The organism is Cognaticolwellia mytili, assembly GCF_002104475.1.
GTDB classification, from domain to species: Bacteria; Pseudomonadota; Gammaproteobacteria; order Enterobacterales; family Alteromonadaceae; genus Cognaticolwellia; species Cognaticolwellia mytili.
In genome coordinates this window covers 482,139-498,164 of the sequence record NZ_NBOF01000001.1, presented here as the reverse complement: position 1 = coordinate 498,164, position 16,026 = coordinate 482,139, and the positions used below count along the sequence as shown (strand labels likewise).

At 37.4% G+C, this 16,026-nt stretch carries 16 protein-coding genes; 5 read left to right on the top strand and 11 right to left on the bottom strand.

Features of this window, described 5'->3' with window-relative positions:
- Positions 1–571 precede the first annotated feature (571 nt).
- The 11 genes from B7C41_RS02060 to B7C41_RS02010 form a co-directional block, all read right to left on the bottom strand.
- Positions 572–2,179: a cytochrome D1 domain-containing protein gene (locus B7C41_RS02060; RefSeq protein WP_143764263.1), complete on the bottom strand. Its 1,608-nt coding sequence runs from the start codon at positions 2,177–2,179 to the stop codon at positions 572–574.
- A 61-nt stretch (positions 2,180–2,240) separates the two neighbouring features.
- Positions 2,241–3,143, bottom strand: a complete 903-nt coding sequence (gene cobA, locus B7C41_RS02055; RefSeq protein WP_235839579.1) for a uroporphyrinogen-III C-methyltransferase — start codon at positions 3,141–3,143, stop codon at positions 2,241–2,243.
- A 132-nt stretch (positions 3,144–3,275) separates the two neighbouring features.
- The gene (gene nirJ, locus B7C41_RS02050; protein ID WP_085297089.1) at positions 3,276–4,472 is read right to left on the bottom strand and encodes a heme d1 biosynthesis radical SAM protein NirJ; all 1,197 of its coding nucleotides are present in this window, start codon (positions 4,470–4,472) and stop codon (positions 3,276–3,278) included.
- 74 nt (positions 4,473–4,546) lie between these two features.
- Positions 4,547–5,092 carry a siroheme decarboxylase subunit beta gene (gene ahbB, locus B7C41_RS02045; protein ID WP_085297088.1) on the bottom strand — a complete coding sequence of 182 codons (546 nt, stop codon included), beginning with the start codon at positions 5,090–5,092 and terminating at the stop codon, positions 4,547–4,549.
- A complete protein-coding gene (locus B7C41_RS02040; RefSeq protein ID WP_085297087.1) occupies positions 5,067–5,552 on the bottom strand; it encodes an Lrp/AsnC family transcriptional regulator in 486 nt (161 codons plus the stop codon). Before B7C41_RS02040 ends, ahbB (B7C41_RS02045) begins: the two co-directional genes overlap by 26 nt.
- On the bottom strand, positions 5,545–6,120 hold the full coding sequence (gene ahbB / locus B7C41_RS02035) for a siroheme decarboxylase subunit beta (RefSeq protein ID WP_158089069.1): 576 nt from the start codon (positions 6,118–6,120) through the stop codon (positions 5,545–5,547). The genes B7C41_RS02040 and ahbB (B7C41_RS02035) overlap by 8 nt, the downstream gene beginning before the upstream one ends.
- Before the next feature lies 1 nt (position 6,121).
- The gene (locus B7C41_RS02030; RefSeq protein WP_085297086.1) at positions 6,122–6,604 is read right to left on the bottom strand and encodes an Lrp/AsnC family transcriptional regulator; all 483 of its coding nucleotides are present in this window, start codon (positions 6,602–6,604) and stop codon (positions 6,122–6,124) included.
- A 2-nt stretch (positions 6,605–6,606) separates the two neighbouring features.
- The gene (locus tag B7C41_RS02025; RefSeq protein WP_085297085.1) at positions 6,607–7,851 is read right to left on the bottom strand and encodes a cytochrome D1 domain-containing protein; all 1,245 of its coding nucleotides are present in this window, start codon (positions 7,849–7,851) and stop codon (positions 6,607–6,609) included.
- Complete coding sequence (locus B7C41_RS02020) at positions 7,835–8,188, bottom strand: c-type cytochrome (RefSeq protein WP_235839578.1); 354 nt, start codon at positions 8,186–8,188, stop codon at positions 7,835–7,837. The genes B7C41_RS02025 and B7C41_RS02020 overlap by 17 nt, the downstream gene beginning before the upstream one ends.
- Positions 8,189–9,095: 907 nt before the next feature.
- Positions 9,096–10,169 (bottom strand): AI-2E family transporter, encoded by a 1,074-nt coding sequence (locus tag B7C41_RS02015; RefSeq protein WP_085297084.1) that lies wholly within the window; start codon positions 10,167–10,169, stop codon positions 9,096–9,098.
- A gap of 5 nt (positions 10,170–10,174) precedes the next feature.
- On the bottom strand, positions 10,175–10,399 hold the full coding sequence (locus tag B7C41_RS02010) for a sulfurtransferase TusA family protein (RefSeq protein WP_085297083.1): 225 nt from the start codon (positions 10,397–10,399) through the stop codon (positions 10,175–10,177).
- Positions 10,400–10,522: 123 nt separating this feature from the next.
- On the opposite strand from B7C41_RS02010, the gene B7C41_RS02005 reads away from it, so the two are divergent.
- The 5 genes from B7C41_RS02005 to B7C41_RS01985 all read left to right on the top strand — a co-directional run bounded on the left by B7C41_RS02005 (position 10,523) and on the right by B7C41_RS01985 (position 16,024).
- Positions 10,523–11,158 (top strand): hypothetical protein, encoded by a 636-nt coding sequence (locus B7C41_RS02005; RefSeq protein WP_085297082.1) that lies wholly within the window; start codon positions 10,523–10,525, stop codon positions 11,156–11,158.
- A gap of 1 nt (position 11,159) precedes the next feature.
- Positions 11,160–12,617: a beta-barrel assembly-enhancing protease gene (gene bepA, locus B7C41_RS02000; protein ID WP_235839577.1), complete on the top strand. Its 1,458-nt coding sequence runs from the start codon at positions 11,160–11,162 to the stop codon at positions 12,615–12,617.
- 43 nt (positions 12,618–12,660) lie between these two features.
- Positions 12,661–13,008 (top strand): arsenate reductase (glutaredoxin), encoded by a 348-nt coding sequence (arsC, locus tag B7C41_RS01995; protein WP_085297080.1) that lies wholly within the window; start codon positions 12,661–12,663, stop codon positions 13,006–13,008.
- 8 nt (positions 13,009–13,016) lie between these two features.
- Complete coding sequence (locus tag B7C41_RS01990; protein WP_085297079.1) at positions 13,017–13,409, top strand: DUF2069 domain-containing protein; 393 nt, start codon at positions 13,017–13,019, stop codon at positions 13,407–13,409.
- 668 nt (positions 13,410–14,077) lie between these two features.
- Positions 14,078–16,024 carry a hypothetical protein gene (locus B7C41_RS01985; RefSeq protein WP_085297078.1) on the top strand — a complete coding sequence of 649 codons (1,947 nt, stop codon included), beginning with the start codon at positions 14,078–14,080 and terminating at the stop codon, positions 16,022–16,024.
- Positions 16,025–16,026: the final 2 nt, after the last annotated feature.

Genomic DNA, 16,026 nt, shown 5'->3' with positions numbered 1-16,026 from the left:
CAGCGTTAAAGTGTCGATAAATAACATACACAGTTAAAGCTAACTTTAAGGTTGATCGCGGCATAGTTAAAGTTGTCGCTTTTTTATATCTGAAACCTCGTATCAGTGAATATTTTAGTTTAAAAATTAGTAGCTTGATACAAAGCAAGATGATTCTTTCCTCGGTTTTAATTAAGCAGATTAGGGGCTTTTGATCTTTATTTAATAATTAAGCTGTGAGATAAAGTCGGTTTAATTAAGGCAAAAGTGGTGTAATTTAGTCACCTAAATCAACTATTTTCAACACAAAGTAAAACGACTTTAGCCTCAACCCTTAGGCAATGCTTTTTAACGCTAGCTGCATTAGAATTTCATTTATTTGGAGCAACTAAACCTCGTTCATTCTGCTTTACTAACCTTAATAGCAGCCTATTGCCGAGAATATAAACAAAGATCAACAATCTCTAATATAAGACCGAAGTATAACTTGGCTCACATTCATTATTCGTTATAAAAACAACAAACAAAAAAAGACTTAACATGATGATTATTAAGTCTTTTTATAGTAATACTATTAACTTATATAAAACGATTAGTGGCTAGTGCCCTTTTCATAGTTAATTTTATTAAAAACATTATATTTACCTGAAGGTTTTTTCATCGGCAAACGTTTAATTTCTTCTAGGGTATTAGCATCGTAAATAACGACTGCGCCGTCTTTGTCCCAAATACTTAATAATACGTACTTGCCGTCTTTTGTGAACTCAACATGCGCTGCGGTTTTATTTTCCACTGGTGCTAAGGTTTTCACAATTTCTAAGGTACTTTTATTAATAACATGTACTTTGTTTTTATTCGGACCAAAGAAAACATCAACCCAAGCATAAGGTGAGTTACTATGGCTACGCATAAAGAAACCTGGACCTAGTGTTTCAATTTCTTTGATCACTTTCCAATTATCCATATCAATAACGGTAACAAGCCCTTCTTTAATATTCGGTGATGCGAAAACCGTTTTCCCTTGATACTGCCAGGTAATGCCTGAGCCCAAATGCGGCATACCTGCCATTGGAATTGTCGCCACTTTCTTTTTAGCGTCAAGGTTAATCACTTGCCCTGTGTGACTGTCACGCGATGCACCAATTAAATTAATATATTCTGGGTCAAAGAAAAAATCATCTAAGAAATCAGAGGTGCGAATACGTCGAACAGGAAATGAATCTGTGACTTTCCAATTTTCTACTTTTCCTTCACCGCTGTCTTTACGGTAGTCATGCGCCCACCCTTTAAAAACCTCAACACCACCTTTATCGCTATATGGAATTTCCCAAACTTCTTTGACATCTTTTAATGCAACAATAAAACTGTGACGTGGTGGCGCATTATAAACGGCACTCACTCGTGAGCTAACACCATCACTATCTATCGTATCAATGGACTTGATTGGCGATAAGTCTTTAGTATCTAAAATAACGACATTATTCGGTAAGTAATTGCCAATAATGGCATATTTACCATCTGATGATATGGCTATATTTCGGGTATTAATACCAGCACGCACTTCTGAAACAACTTTCATGTTGTAAATATCGTATTTGCTTATCCAACCATCACGCGAGGCAAAGTAAACGTATCGGCCATCAGGTGAATATTTAGGACCTCCATGCAATGCAAAGCGGGTTTTAAAGCGTGTTATCGGTTCAAAAGTATCACCATTTAGTAAAGTAGCTGAATGATCTCCTAATTCGACAACGATAAACAAATTCATCAAGTCAGCTTCAAATAATGGCTTATCTGACAGTTCACTTTGATCAAAATACTGAATGTTACTCGTATTAATGTCAGCCATTGACCATTGCAGCTTCATTTTCGGTTTAGTGTAAATATAATCAACTAACTGTTGAGTTTGCTCTGCATCTAACTTCTGACTAAATGCTGGCATTTGCGTGGCTACACGACCATTTTGGATAACCTTAACAGCTTTATTTTTACGTAACCTTGATAGATTTTCAGGAAACAATGCCGGTCCCATAGCGCCCATTCGACCAACACCGTGACAACTTTGACAATGTTCTTCATAAAGCGCTTCACCGCTTTGTTCTTGTGCGCCGGCAACCAAAGAGAGTAACAGTAATGAAGAGACAAATATTCCCTTCATTACATTAGGTAATTGGTTTACTAAGCTAAATTTTTTTTCCATGACACGTTCACACTTAATACTTTGCAAATAAATGGTTAGAGCAACCCTAACGCAACTTAACCTAACCCGCTTTTGCTGATAACTGCATTTGCGTCTGATAATCTTTAGCATCCAAAAACCCTGGTTTTGCTAAAGTGCTATCAGTAAGTTGGTTGACAACATCACCGATAACAATCAAGGTTGGCGGCGTTATATTATGCTCTTCAACTAACGCTGCTAATGTCGAAATGTCGCCACGGAAAATTTGCTGCTCAGGCTGTGTACCTTTACGAATTAATGCTGCCGGTGTAGTCGCTGCTCGGCCATGTTTGATTAACTGTTCAGCAATACTTGGCAAGGTATTAATACCCATATAGAACACAACCGTTTGTGAGGCGCAGCTTAAGCTCTGCCAAGGTAAATTAAGTTGACCGTCATTTTGCATGTGGCCAGTAATAAAAGTACAGCCTTGCGCTACACCGCGATGCGTTAATGGAATGCCTGCATACGTTGTACAGCCAGATGCAGCGGTAATACCAGGACAAACATGGCAACTAACCCCATGTTGTAATAAAAATTCAGCTTCTTCACCACCACGACCGAAAATGAAAGGATCCCCACCTTTTAGGCGTAATACTTTGCGCCCTTGTTGTGCATACTGCACCAACAACTCATTGATTTTACCTTGCGGTACACAGTGTTTAGCTTGCTCTTTACCCACGTAGAAACGTTCACAATCATCGGGTAAAAGTGCCATGATTTCATCGCTAACTAAGCGGTCATAAATAGCAACATCAGCTTGTTCAATAAAACGTAAAGCACGTATTGTCAGCAATTCTGCATCGCCTGGCCCTGAGCCTACTAACGCAACTTCACCAGCTTGTAAAAAAGATTTTTTAGTTAACTTACTTAATACATCGGTGCTCATTTGCTTTCCATTAAATACTTTTTGATTAGATACTTTTTCATTAGATAATTGTGTCATTTTATACATTACCTTGTCAGCTATTGTTCAATTATAGAACGTTAACTACTAAACTTATAAATTATATTTCAATAACTTAACTTTTTTTGAACTAAGTTATTTGTGAATAGTGTTCATCTACAATGGTTTTTATTAAACAGCTACAAACGGAATCTCTGCGCTTTGTCTAACAGTGCTTTGCACGCCAATTTCAGCATCTGTTAGATAACATCCAGGATCTTCTGCCCAAGCATCTTTTGATTGCGCAAAAGCTCTGGTGCGAGTATTACCACCACAAATATTAAGGTACTGACATTTTGCACAGCGACCTTTTACTGGCCGCGGGCTTTGTCTAAAGCCTAACATTAGAGGATCTTGCGTATCACGCCAAACATCAGAAAACTTTTCCGTTTTCACATTACCAATAGGATGATTCCACCAGTATGTGTCAGGATGAATGGTGCCGGTATTGTCAATATTTGCAACATTAATGCCACTAGAATTACCACCCCAATTTATTAGTCGCTGTTTTAAATTAGCAATTCTTTCTGGGTACTTATCACCAAACCTTTTTTCAACCCATTGCAATAAAAATGGCCCATCAGCGTCATTATTCCCTGTAACAAAGTCTGTATCTATACCTTTGGAAATATGAGACCAAGCGCGCTCATATAACATTTCCATTGCGTCTTTAGTCATTTTAAATACGGCATCGTTCTCTGCGTTTCGCTTACCACGTCCGGAGTAATTCAAATGAGATAGGTAGAATTTATCAACTTTGTACTCTTCCATTAAGTCAAGCATAGCGGGTAAGTCAGCAAAATTATCATGTGTTAAACACAAACGCATACCCACTTTAATTCCTGCTGCTTTGCACAGTTTCAGTGCATTCATTGATTGTTTAAAGCTGCCCTTTTGTTGGCGAAATTCATCATGAAACTCTTCTAAACCATCGATACTGATACCGACATATTGATAATCAGCTGCTTTAATTTGCTCAATGTTCGATTCATCAATGAGCGTGCCATTGGTTGACAACGCAACATAGAAACCTTTTGATTTAGCATATGCCGTAATTTCAAATATGTCCGGACGCATTAACGGCTCGCCGCCAGATAAAATTAGCACTGGAACGTTTGCTACTTTTAAATCATCAATGGTTGCTTTAATTTCTTCAGTGTTTAATTCATCCTTGAAATCCATATCTAGCGATGTTGAATAGCAGTGTTTACAGCGTAAATTACAGCGTCGGATCAAATTCCAAATAACTACGGGTCCGGGCATTTTGTGGGCTTTATTAGCCGGTAAATCATCATGGAATGTTTTTAATAATTGTGAAATTCTAAACATCGGCTTTGATCCTTATAAGTTCTCATTGCAGCTATTGCGCAGCAAGAACAAAAATTTTAATTTTTTAATTATAGCTAGCGCTTTAAACGCAAGCCTGTTTTCTTCAATATCTCTGTACTGGTTAACATATCACTGCTTTGAAACTGACACGCTTGATCTGTGTCATCATTCCTAACCTCCAATATATTTTCGAGTAAATCTTTGATTTGGGTCCTATATTGCTGAACTTCCAGCTCAGTTTTTCCATGCACCATGGCAAATAAATTATAGTTCCACTGCGGTAAATGTCTTGGTCGCAAATAGCAGTGACTAACAAAAGGTAATTGCCCAACAACCTTGCCAAATTCACTAACATGCTCATCTTTTACATCCCAAACCGTCATTCCATTAAAGCGATAGCCCAATTTATAATGATTTGGTACCGCTGCAATTCGGCGAATAATGCCTCGTTCTTTCAAGTCGGTCGTCATAGCGAGTACTTCTGCCACAGATATTTTCAACTGCTCGGCAACATGCTGATATGGCCGTGAAACAATAGGTAAACCTGATTGAGTCAATAAGACATACTGACGCTCTAAAGGCGATAACTGTGCGCTAGGCTGGGAGGTATAATTGGACATAGAATTCTTCTAATTTTGGCGTATTAAGAACAGGCAATGAGGTTTTTTTCTCGATATTATCAATCACTTGATTTACTTCAGCTTCAGACTCAGCTCCCACGACAAACCACATGTTAAAATCATGAGTTCTACGATAATTGTGCGCAACTTCGTCAAAGCTATTCACTTGTTCAGTCACTTCTTCAAAGCGGTCTTCCGGTACTGCTAATGCCGCTAAGGTAAATGCACCGCCTAAACATACCGCATCAAACATTGGGCCAAATCGAGTTAATACCTTACTGGTCATTAAATGATTTAAGCGTTCGATAACTTCGTCTTCACTGCTATTTAATTGCTCAGCGATTTCCAAAAAAGGTCGTTCAGCAATCGGTAAACCACGCTGTAATAAGTTAATCAACTTTTTATCTAATTCACTTAACTCAGCCAATGCTGTCCTTGAATGACGTGATGATTTATCCATTAGTAAGACCTTTTTTCCCGTAACGAGCACCTTGCTGTTTATACGCTTTAAAACTAAATAAAATATCTTTTTCAATGTTTTGTAGCGAAAACTTCTCAACCATGGCTTCAATTTGAGCTAAAACTATGCTGCGTTCTGTACCGTGGATCATGCAAAACAAATTGTAAGGCCAATGCGGTAATCGGCGTGGACGTCGATAACACAAGGATACCTCAGAACAGCTAGAAAACATTGCTGCAACACTAGATACTTTCTCATCAGGAATATTCCATACCACCATGGCATTAGCCTTGTAACCTAATTGACGATGTTTAACGACTAAACCAAAACGTTTGACTAAACCGTCCGTTTGCCAATATTCAATTTGCGATAACACTTGTGCTTCTGTAGCTAATATTTTCTCAGCAATAGCTAAATAAGGCTGCGCTACATGTGGTAAACCACATTCTAAAATTGTGCGCAGTTTTTGCTGTTGCAAAGGTGATAATTGCTCAGCGATAGACTCATCTCGTCTACTTTCACAGCTATAACTTTCTTGTGGCTTATGTTGGCTAGATAGTTGACTCATTTTAATGGCTACCTAGTTGATGCTGAGAAAAGTTGATGTTGAAGGCTAAATCGATGTGATATGAAGCTTCCATTGGCAATACCAACACTTGATAGCCGGTCAACTGTTCAATTTTCGTTATCACTTGGGCTAATGCATCATCATCACTCGCCGTCACGACAAACCATAAATTATAACTGTGCTCTCTGGCATAGTTATGATTGACTTGCTCAAATTGATTAACAATTTCAGCTATTTCATCTAACAACTCAGCTGGTACCGCTAATGCTGCCAAGGTACTAGACCCAGCTTTTTTATGGTTAAAAACTGGTCCAATACGAGACAATATGCCTGCCTCATCTAATTTAAAAATGGCAGAGAGTACTTCCGATTCGGAGCTATTAAGCTCTTCTGCAATCACTTTATAAGGCTGTGAACAGAGCGGGAAACCTTTCTGATATTGGTTAATAATATTTTGCTCTAACGTAGATAATGAAATAGTCATTATTACAATCCTATTTGATGCGCACGATTAGTGAAGAAAATACCACTCGGGCTTTTCACTTGTAACTTATCAATCAAAGTTTGCGTTGCCGTATCGTATACATGCACTTCGTTATTATCACGTACTGAAATCCAGACATTTTCACCGCGTGGTGTGAATTCCATATGCAAAACAGCAGGCCCTGGTGTTAATGTTTTAACTAACTCAAAGGTTTCAGTATTAAATACTTGAATAGTATTATTATCAGGGAAAGCGAAGTTTACCCAAATTTGACGATTATCAGGCTGCGCCATGACAAAAATAGGCTGGCTATGCGCTTTAATCTCTGTGACTTGTAACCAAGTATTTGTATCAACTACCAACACACTATGCTTACCGACCGCCGGTAAAAAGGCATAATCTCCAGCCATTGCCCAACCTTCTAAATGTGGCATTTTGTAAACCGGTAATTTTTTATCACCTTTACCGTAGTTGGGTAAAATACGTTGAACGCCCTTTTCAAGATGCCATAAGTCTAATTTAGCTAAACCATCCTCACCAAATAAACCCGCAATATAAAAACGGCCGTCAGGGCTGATCAAACCATCATACGGAAACAAACCGATATCTTTAAACTTCGTAAGTTCCATTTCCGGTTTAGAAAAATCAGCAATCCAAATCTCATGGCTGTCAAACAAGCTAAAAACAAATTTTTGTCCCGGAGCATCAACTAAACCAACCACCTTAGAACGAACAGGACTGCCATCTTCATTCTTTGCTTTATTAACTAATACTGTACTGTCTATTGTTGCGACTAATTCTAAGGTATCACTATTAAAAACCTTCACGCCGCCTGGGGTATAATTAGAAACAGCAATAAGTTTCCCGTCCTGGCTAATTGCGCCACCAATGCTATTACCTGATTGCATTACACGGTTATCAATTTTATCTTTTAGCATGTCTATTTTAGTCAAACCGCCGTCGCGACCAAAAACATAGGCATAACGTTCATCTCGAGAATAAACAATAGAGGCATGCGACAAGTCACCTAACCCATCTATCTCACTCAACATAGTGTTATGACTGTGGTTTACAATTTGAACTTGCGACGTTGCTCTTTCAATCACAACACCAAGATCTCCCGTTGCTCTTAACGGCGATGTAGTCAATTGCTCATTTTGATGCTGAGCTGTAATATTTGACTGTGAGCATGCGCTGACAAACATCGACAACGCCATTGCCGCGAGCACCTTATTTAGATTGATCATGTGATTCGATACCTTGTTGTAATTGTTGACTGATCCACAATGCTTCTTGCTCCGTCAATATTGACTTCCATTCTGGCATTGCTGTGCCTGGGCGACCAAATAGTATGGTATTTTTAATTGCTGCCAGGGGTAATTTATTCATCGCTTTTGGTAAAAGTGTTGGGCCAAGTCCACCTTTAAGTGTCATGCCATGGCAAGAGCCACAATCTTGTTTCACCATATGAATAAGCTGCGTTTCACGATCAGAAGTTAACTCCGCCGCCTTTAAAGAGAAACTACAATTGAGCACTAATATAGTCCCCAACATTGTGATTAAAGTTTGTTTTACAATTGTCATGCTTTACCCTTATTAGCACCTTTTTTACAATCTAATATTGGCATAAATGTGATAATTTGCTTTGATTTAAATCACATTATGCAAATATTAGAATAATTACATGATGCAATTCGAAATATTAATACTCATACAAAACAAAAAGATAGCTTAACAAAACTCTAATTCTAAACGATTCTCATTCATCAACTTTCAAAAAAATCAGCAAGTAAGGCTAACTGCCAAAAATATTAGTGATAGTAAAAAAGTAGTATGAAATTGAATGTGCTTTACAAATAAAAAATAACGAGAGGGGTTGGAATATAATTATCAGATTCTGGTGATCTTTCGATATTGCTTTTGCAGCGATTTATTGCCCACATGAAATTAGGTACTTAGCCTTAGTAGAATGTAAAAGCTGTAAGCAGTATTTATTTAGAATGACGAGGAAATGTTATTTTTTATTGTTCAGCTGAGAGATAAATTCAACTTAATTAGGGCGAAAATAGTATAATTTAGTCATCTAAACTAACTATTTTCAACACAAAATAAGGAGACTTTAGTCTCAGCCTTTGGACAACGGCTGAAAACATAAACAAAGCTCAGCAGCCCCTAGATGAAGTTTGAAATAAATGTAGCGTAAAATTCGGATGATGAAATTTAGTGTAAAACTAATTTTTCGGAATTAAGTTCAGCGTAATATGGATGGTAACGATTTTCAAAAATTCAGCCCTATTGGATAAAATTCTTGGAATTTAGCCTTCCCGATTGACTTAACTTTGTATACTCAAGCTTGGTATTGGTATTGGTATTGGTATTTAAAGCTTAATAGAAAACTTTGTCTTATCTTGCATCAAACAGTTTTATTTGCGACAGACGACTTAATCACATTAAGTCGTCTTCGAGAGTAAACGAAATATCTAATCACGCATTAATCGACTGTTATAACATCATGTTGCGTTGTAGTTGACCAAGCATTCAGTACAGCCTTAACCAACGTTGCTAATGGTATGGCAAAAAATACCCCCCAAAAACCCCATAAACCGCCAAACAATATTACCGCAATAATAATAGTGACAGGATGTAAGTTAACCGCTTCAGAGAACAGCAAAGGAACTAAAAGATTACCATCTAAAGCTTGAATAATACCATAAGCCAACATTACATAGCCAAATTCTGCCGTTGTGCCAAACTGAAATAACGCTACCAGTAATACGGGTAATGTAACAATTGTTGCGCCAACATAAGGTACTAATACAGATAAACCAACTAGTACACCTAGCAATACCGGGTAATTCAAACCTAAAGCAATAAACGCAATGGTTGAGGCAGTGCCAATAATAGTAATTTCTATTAGCTTACCGCGAATATAGTTCATGATTTGTTGATTCATTTCATTACCGACTTGCTTAGCCATACGACGATCATTCGGTAAAAATTGACGGAAGCTATTAAACAATGCGTCTTTATCTTTTAAGAAGAAAAATACCATCAACGGCACAAGAATTAAATAAATTAACAAAGCAACGACATCAGAAATAGAATTCAATGATGCCTTTAAAGCGACTTGGCCCCACTCAATAAACTTATCATTAACTAGCGTAATCACTTCACCAATTTGCTCTGCACTAACTATCTCAGGGTATTTTTCAGGCAATGCAAGTAAATAAGTATGCCCTTGTCCCACCATTTGCGGTACTTCCTGAAATAAATTGCTACTTTGTTGCCAAATAACAGGCATTAATCCCAAGATACCCAGTAATGAGAAGCCAACAAAGGCAGAAACGACAATCACAACTGAAAGTGAGCGTGATAAACCTAATAAGCTTAATTTGTTAACCGGTAAGTCAAGTAAAAAAGCAATCGCAACCGCAACAAATACCGGCATCAATAAATTACTAAAGAAATATACGAATAAAAACGTGCAAATTAAAATAACCAACAAGGTTACCGCATTGGGATCTGAAAAGTTTCTTTTATACCAATCACTGAACAGTGTAACCATAATTTCTATTTTTCCAATTTGATCATCAATTCGATAGTTTGTTCGTTCATTTTACGCTGTTCAAAATAAAATCCTTGTTTCGTTAACAATTTAGGAATATCTTTTTTAGAACCAATATCGCAAATTCGCATCAAACAACTATCATCGGGTGTCATTTTTCTTAATAGCAAGCGTAAATTCACCAATGGAACAGGACATTTATCTTGCGTGGCATCATATTCATAGAGCATAAATAAAAATATAGACAGTGCTTTAGTTTAATTATCTAATTTGCGACAATTGATTACAATGCCATAGTGAAATTCTTTTATACTATTTACTATAAAACTACTTATCTAAAATAAAGAGGTTGAATGAGCGAACTTTCTGATAATCCAAATCTTAAGGAAATTAACGCCTACAAGAAAAAATTAAACTGGGGTGATATACCGAACATTTATCACTTGGCCGCTAGCTCTTTGGGTGACATTGATGGCATCTTGACTCACGGTTTTGATAGCGCCTATAAACAGATACTCAACAAAAATAATTGGAACATAGAGCTTTTAAATGGTGAGAAAAAAATTACCGGTGAGATTATCGTCTCTGAAAAGCCGAAGATATCGCTACGCCACATTTACGATGAACAAAATTATGAATTGCATTGCTATCCAATAATTAAAGATGAACGTGCCATTATTGCGCACCGTAATAATCCTGATTGTCCATTTACAAAATGGATACCAGAAATAATGCAAATGCTCTTTAGAGTGAACTCTTTGATACCATTTATTGTCTATACCTTTCAAAATGGCGATAAAGCAGATTTTGCTCTCATGCGTTATGCAAATGCAAGAGTTGAGCAGTTAATCGAACAATTGAGCCAGTCCTTTGATATAGTTGAAATAAAAGGCTACTCTGTAGCCGAGTTTTGTAAAGAATTATATCGTAACCGCCCACACTTTCATCTCACTGAACTGTTGGATGAATCTGAAGAAATGGAAGATTAATTTGCTCAACTTGAAACCATTGGTTCTTTCTTGTGCTTTATCTACGTTAATAGCAACAAACGCGTTGGCAGCTGAAATTTCAAGTGACAAAAATAAACTTCCTGAAATTGGCTCAGCCGGTTTCAGTGTTTTGTCAATTGAAAAAGAACGCCAAATTGGCGGCGAAATGATGCGCCAGATTCGCGCCTCTCAACCGGTATTAAATGATCCTGTTTTAACTGAGTACATAAATGATCTCGGTAATCGTATGGTACGTAACGCGAATGATGTGAACTACAGTTTCGAGTTTTTTGTAATACAAAACGAAGAATTAAATGCCTTTGCATTTTTTGGTGGCCATATTGCTGTTCATAGTGGCTTAATCACTACGACTAAAACTGAAAGTGAACTGGCATCGGTTATCGCACATGAAATTTCGCATGTAACACAACGACACTTGGCAAGACGTCTTGAAGCACAAAGTAAATCTCAACCCTTGGCTATGGCAGGATTAATTTCGAGCGTATTGCTAGCTTTGGTAAATCCTAGTGTCGGTATTGCGGCCTTGAGTACAACAATGGCTGCATCAAAACAAGCCGGAATAAATTATACTAGAGGTAATGAGAAAGAAGCAGACCGAGTCGGTATCATGCTATTAGCTAATAGTGGTTTCAACCCTCAAGGTGCGCCTGATTTTTTTGCAACCATGGCAGCTAAATATCGTTACAAATCTAAGCCTCCAGCAATGCTATTAACACATCCATTGCCAGAATCTCGTATTTCTGATGCTAGATTAAGAGCACAAAGCTTATCACCACGGCCACTAGCGCCAAATTTACAGTTCGAACTTGCCAAAGCTCGCATTAAAGCTAGGTATGAAAGCGATGCCTTAAGAAACATTACTTATTTTGAAGATATATTGAATAAAAAACGCTATGCCGTAGAATCAGCGGCAAAATATGGTTTAGCTCTGGCTCATTATGAAAATAAAGATTATCAGTTTGCTATTACACTGCTTAGTGAGTTACTAGCGCAAGATGATAAAAATCTATTTTATGTCGATGCACTAACTGACGCTTACATTTCAGTAAAAGCGTTTGATAAAGCCATAAGTATGCTAGCTGAGCTAAACCTACTTATGCCTAACAACCAAGTAGTCACACTTAATTATGCTAACGTCTTACAAGAAGCGGCCAAGTTAAGTGAAGCAGAAGTCGTACTACAAGACTTCATAACGTTAAACCCTCGAAATTTTATTGCCCATGATTTATTAACTACTGTTTATCGCAAGCAAAATAAAAAAGCTCTGATGCATGCTAGTAAGGCAGAGGTTTTTGCCTTGTTAGGTGCCTACCCTAAAGCCGTAGATGAGTTACAAACTGGCTATAATTTCGTCGAAGAAAATCCGTTATTGAAAAAACGGATGAAAGGTCGAATATTACAATTACAAGCACAGCAAGAAAAACTAAAGCGTTTATAAACTAGATACGAAAATCAAACTACAAATTTACTAAGAGAAAAGCATGTTAACAATTTACCACAACCCTCGCTGTTCAAAAAGCCGTCAAACATTGGCGCTAATAGAAGAAAATAAGCAAGAAGTAACTATCGTGGAGTATTTAAAAACGCCACTTAATAAAGCAACAATTGAACAGCTATTAGCACTGTTATCACTTTCTCCTAGGGCAATGATGCGTACAAAAGAAAGTGAATATAGCGAACAAAATTTGGCGACAGCTGATGATGCCACATTAATTGCCGCGATGGTTACAACACCAAAACTTATCGAGCGCCCTATTGTGTCAGATGGTAGAAATGCCATTATAGGTCGTCCGCCAGAGAACGTTCTTTCGCTTATCAACAAAAAGTAATTGCCAAAATGACGAACAAACAGATATTTTCAACCACACAATTGAAAAAAATAACATTATTTGGCTACTTTTCGTTATTAATTTTTATGCCCGTATGGCTGATATTGATCACTGAAGACCGTGCATTATCAATACCATTAACATTAGCTATGTTTACACTACCATTATTATTCCCATTAAAAGGTTTGCTGCAAGGGAATCCATATACCTATGCATGGTCTAACTTCATTGTGATGATTTACTTTCTTCATAGTTTGACCACGATTTGGGTATCTGTTAATGAAAGACACTGGGCATTACTCGAGTTTACTTTTGCAACAATCATGTTTATCGCTGGTAGCTACTATGCAAAATATCGTGGCCAAGAACTAGGCTTAAGTATTCGTAAAAAGAAAGAATAATACCAATTAAATTAATTTACAGCTCACTTGATTGAGCAATGCTCTTCAATATAACTATCAATCTATAGCACTAATTAATAGTGAATTACCTAGTTAGTGCTAATTTTCCTTCTTAATACTTAATTATACTCATGTTACTTAGAAATTAAGTTTTAAAGTTAAGTTAGCATCGAAAAGCTTCGCCTCTGAACACTAGGTTCTATTGTTCTTTAAAAATTGTTTTTGCAACGAGTTGTTGGATACTCATACAATTTCGTTTCCTTGTTGTTTAGTTACTCTACATAGAAGGGTAATAACGATGTAAAATTTCCGACAAACACTGTTCGAATGATTCGGCTAAAAGCTCTTTACTCTTTATTGCCTAAATGGACGTAGGTACAAGCGTGAGTAGGATGCAGAAATTGTGAATAGTGTTTGCTTAAAGTGACTAGGCTGCACTACACACCACTAGCCCCGATTAAAACACTTTATTCTCGTTAACTAAAGCGAACAAAATACAACCACAAAAGTTCAACAGACCCTACACATCAAAAATATCCCGCTTTACTCTCTCAACAAAATTGTATACAACTAAGGTTAAGGACTAATATAAGAATCTTTAACAATTTTTATGAACTTAATTAAACTTATGATGGTCAATTAATAAAATGGAAATCATAGAGGCTTAAATGAATAATATGCTATTTACGACCCGCAATATTTTTTTTGCATCCTCACTTTTACTTTTACAAGCTTGTGGCGGGGGAAGTGGCAATAGTGTAGATTCAACCCCAAGTGATTTTACTCCTAATGCCATAAATACCGGCATCATCTCTTTTGACAAAGAAATAAAAACGTCACAACCGGTTGATTTATTTATTTATTTTCCAGATGATAATCTCAGTAATATTCATTGGACACAAACCGCTGGGAGCAATGTTACTTTTCATGCAGGAACATCCAAGGGGATTGCCTTTACGCCTGAGGTAGCTGGGGAATACAGCTTTCAGGTGAGTTTTACACGTAATGGTGTAAGCGAACAATTAACTCACAGTTTCAGTGTTAGTAATGAAGTTAGCAAAATAGGCGCTCGTCTAGGCCATGCAACACTTGAAGGTAGTGATGTTTCATTGCGTGTCAGTTTAGCTAATAGCACAATCAGATATAATAGTATTAAGTGGCAACAAATATCAGGTCCGACGGTTACTTTTACTGAGCCAACCGATGGCAATAGCGCCATCTTCTTTAATGCTCCCGCAGTCAATGCCGATAGTTTTGTCGAATTTAAAGTTAGCGCTTCAGATGGTAGCAGTAGCTATAATGATATGGTCACTATACTCATTGAAGATGCAGCGACTATTATAGCTGATGAAAACATTGCTTATGGTAACCGCTTAGCACGTGTATTCCCGTTCAAGGCTAACTCCCCTTACGCAGACGTATTAACAAAGTGTATTTACGATAATACAATAGATTTTCGTTCGACTTGCCGTCTAAATGAATTGCCGTTAATTGCCCAAGACACAACAAACCCAAAAATTGACGACATCATGAACCGCGTTTTAGTTTCACATCAATGGATGGGAGAAAGGTTTCAAGCGTTTTTACAAGACAACGATAGCCACGGTGATTTTAAAAATTTATTACGGGCAACAACCGCGATTGTTATCTCATACGACATTCGTCCCTCTTATTATTGGGCAGTAACTGGTGCTATACATTTAGATCCAAGTAACCTTTGGCTCACCCCTGAAGAAAGAGACACAATTAACCAAGCACCAGATTTCAGAGCTTCATATGGTGACAGTTTGAACTTTGTCATGCCATGGCGCTATGTAAAAAATAATAGTTATGCAAATTTTTTCTATCCAGAGGATGTCAGAATAGGCCGCGACGCAGCTGATGGTGTTCATGAATTAGCGGCTTTGATGTACCATGAATTAGCTCATGCTAACGACTACTTTCCACAAAGTGTTTGGGCTAGCTTAAATCGAAACGATCGTATTCTCGATGCTGTTGAGCGACAACAAAAGACGGGAGGGATTCAGTCAGATAAATTAGCCACAGCATTACCATTAAACGGTACTGAAATGTACCGACTTGCGCAAGTACGCTACCAAGGTGATACAGCAACTGCTACAGAGAAAAATTATAGTCCTAGCGATGTAGCAGGTTTTTTTAGCCCTGAGCACTCACCACACTTTTATAATTACTCAAGTCTGCGCGAAGACTATGCCATGTTATTCGACGAGCTGATGATGAAGGTGCGCTTCGATGTAGATCGAGATATTGCTATTACTAATCAACCGCAAAGTGCAGCAGAAGAATACATAGTTGAATGGGGCCAGCGTGGACGTATTGGTGAAAACAATATAAAACCACGAGTTGATTATGTTACCCGACGAATATTGCCAGAATTTACCACAGTCAATGAAGCCATTAATAATTTGGCCACGCCAATAATAATGCAAAATGGTAAAACTTGGGCTGAAAACCTTACAATTAGTCCTGTAAGTAAAAAAGCAACTAATAAGGATGCTAATGAGTCGCCACTAAACCGAACTATTCATTATCGAATTAATGCTGATGGCGAAGTGTTTTATGAAAAACCAATGCCATTAAAGCTAGGTAGATAGAG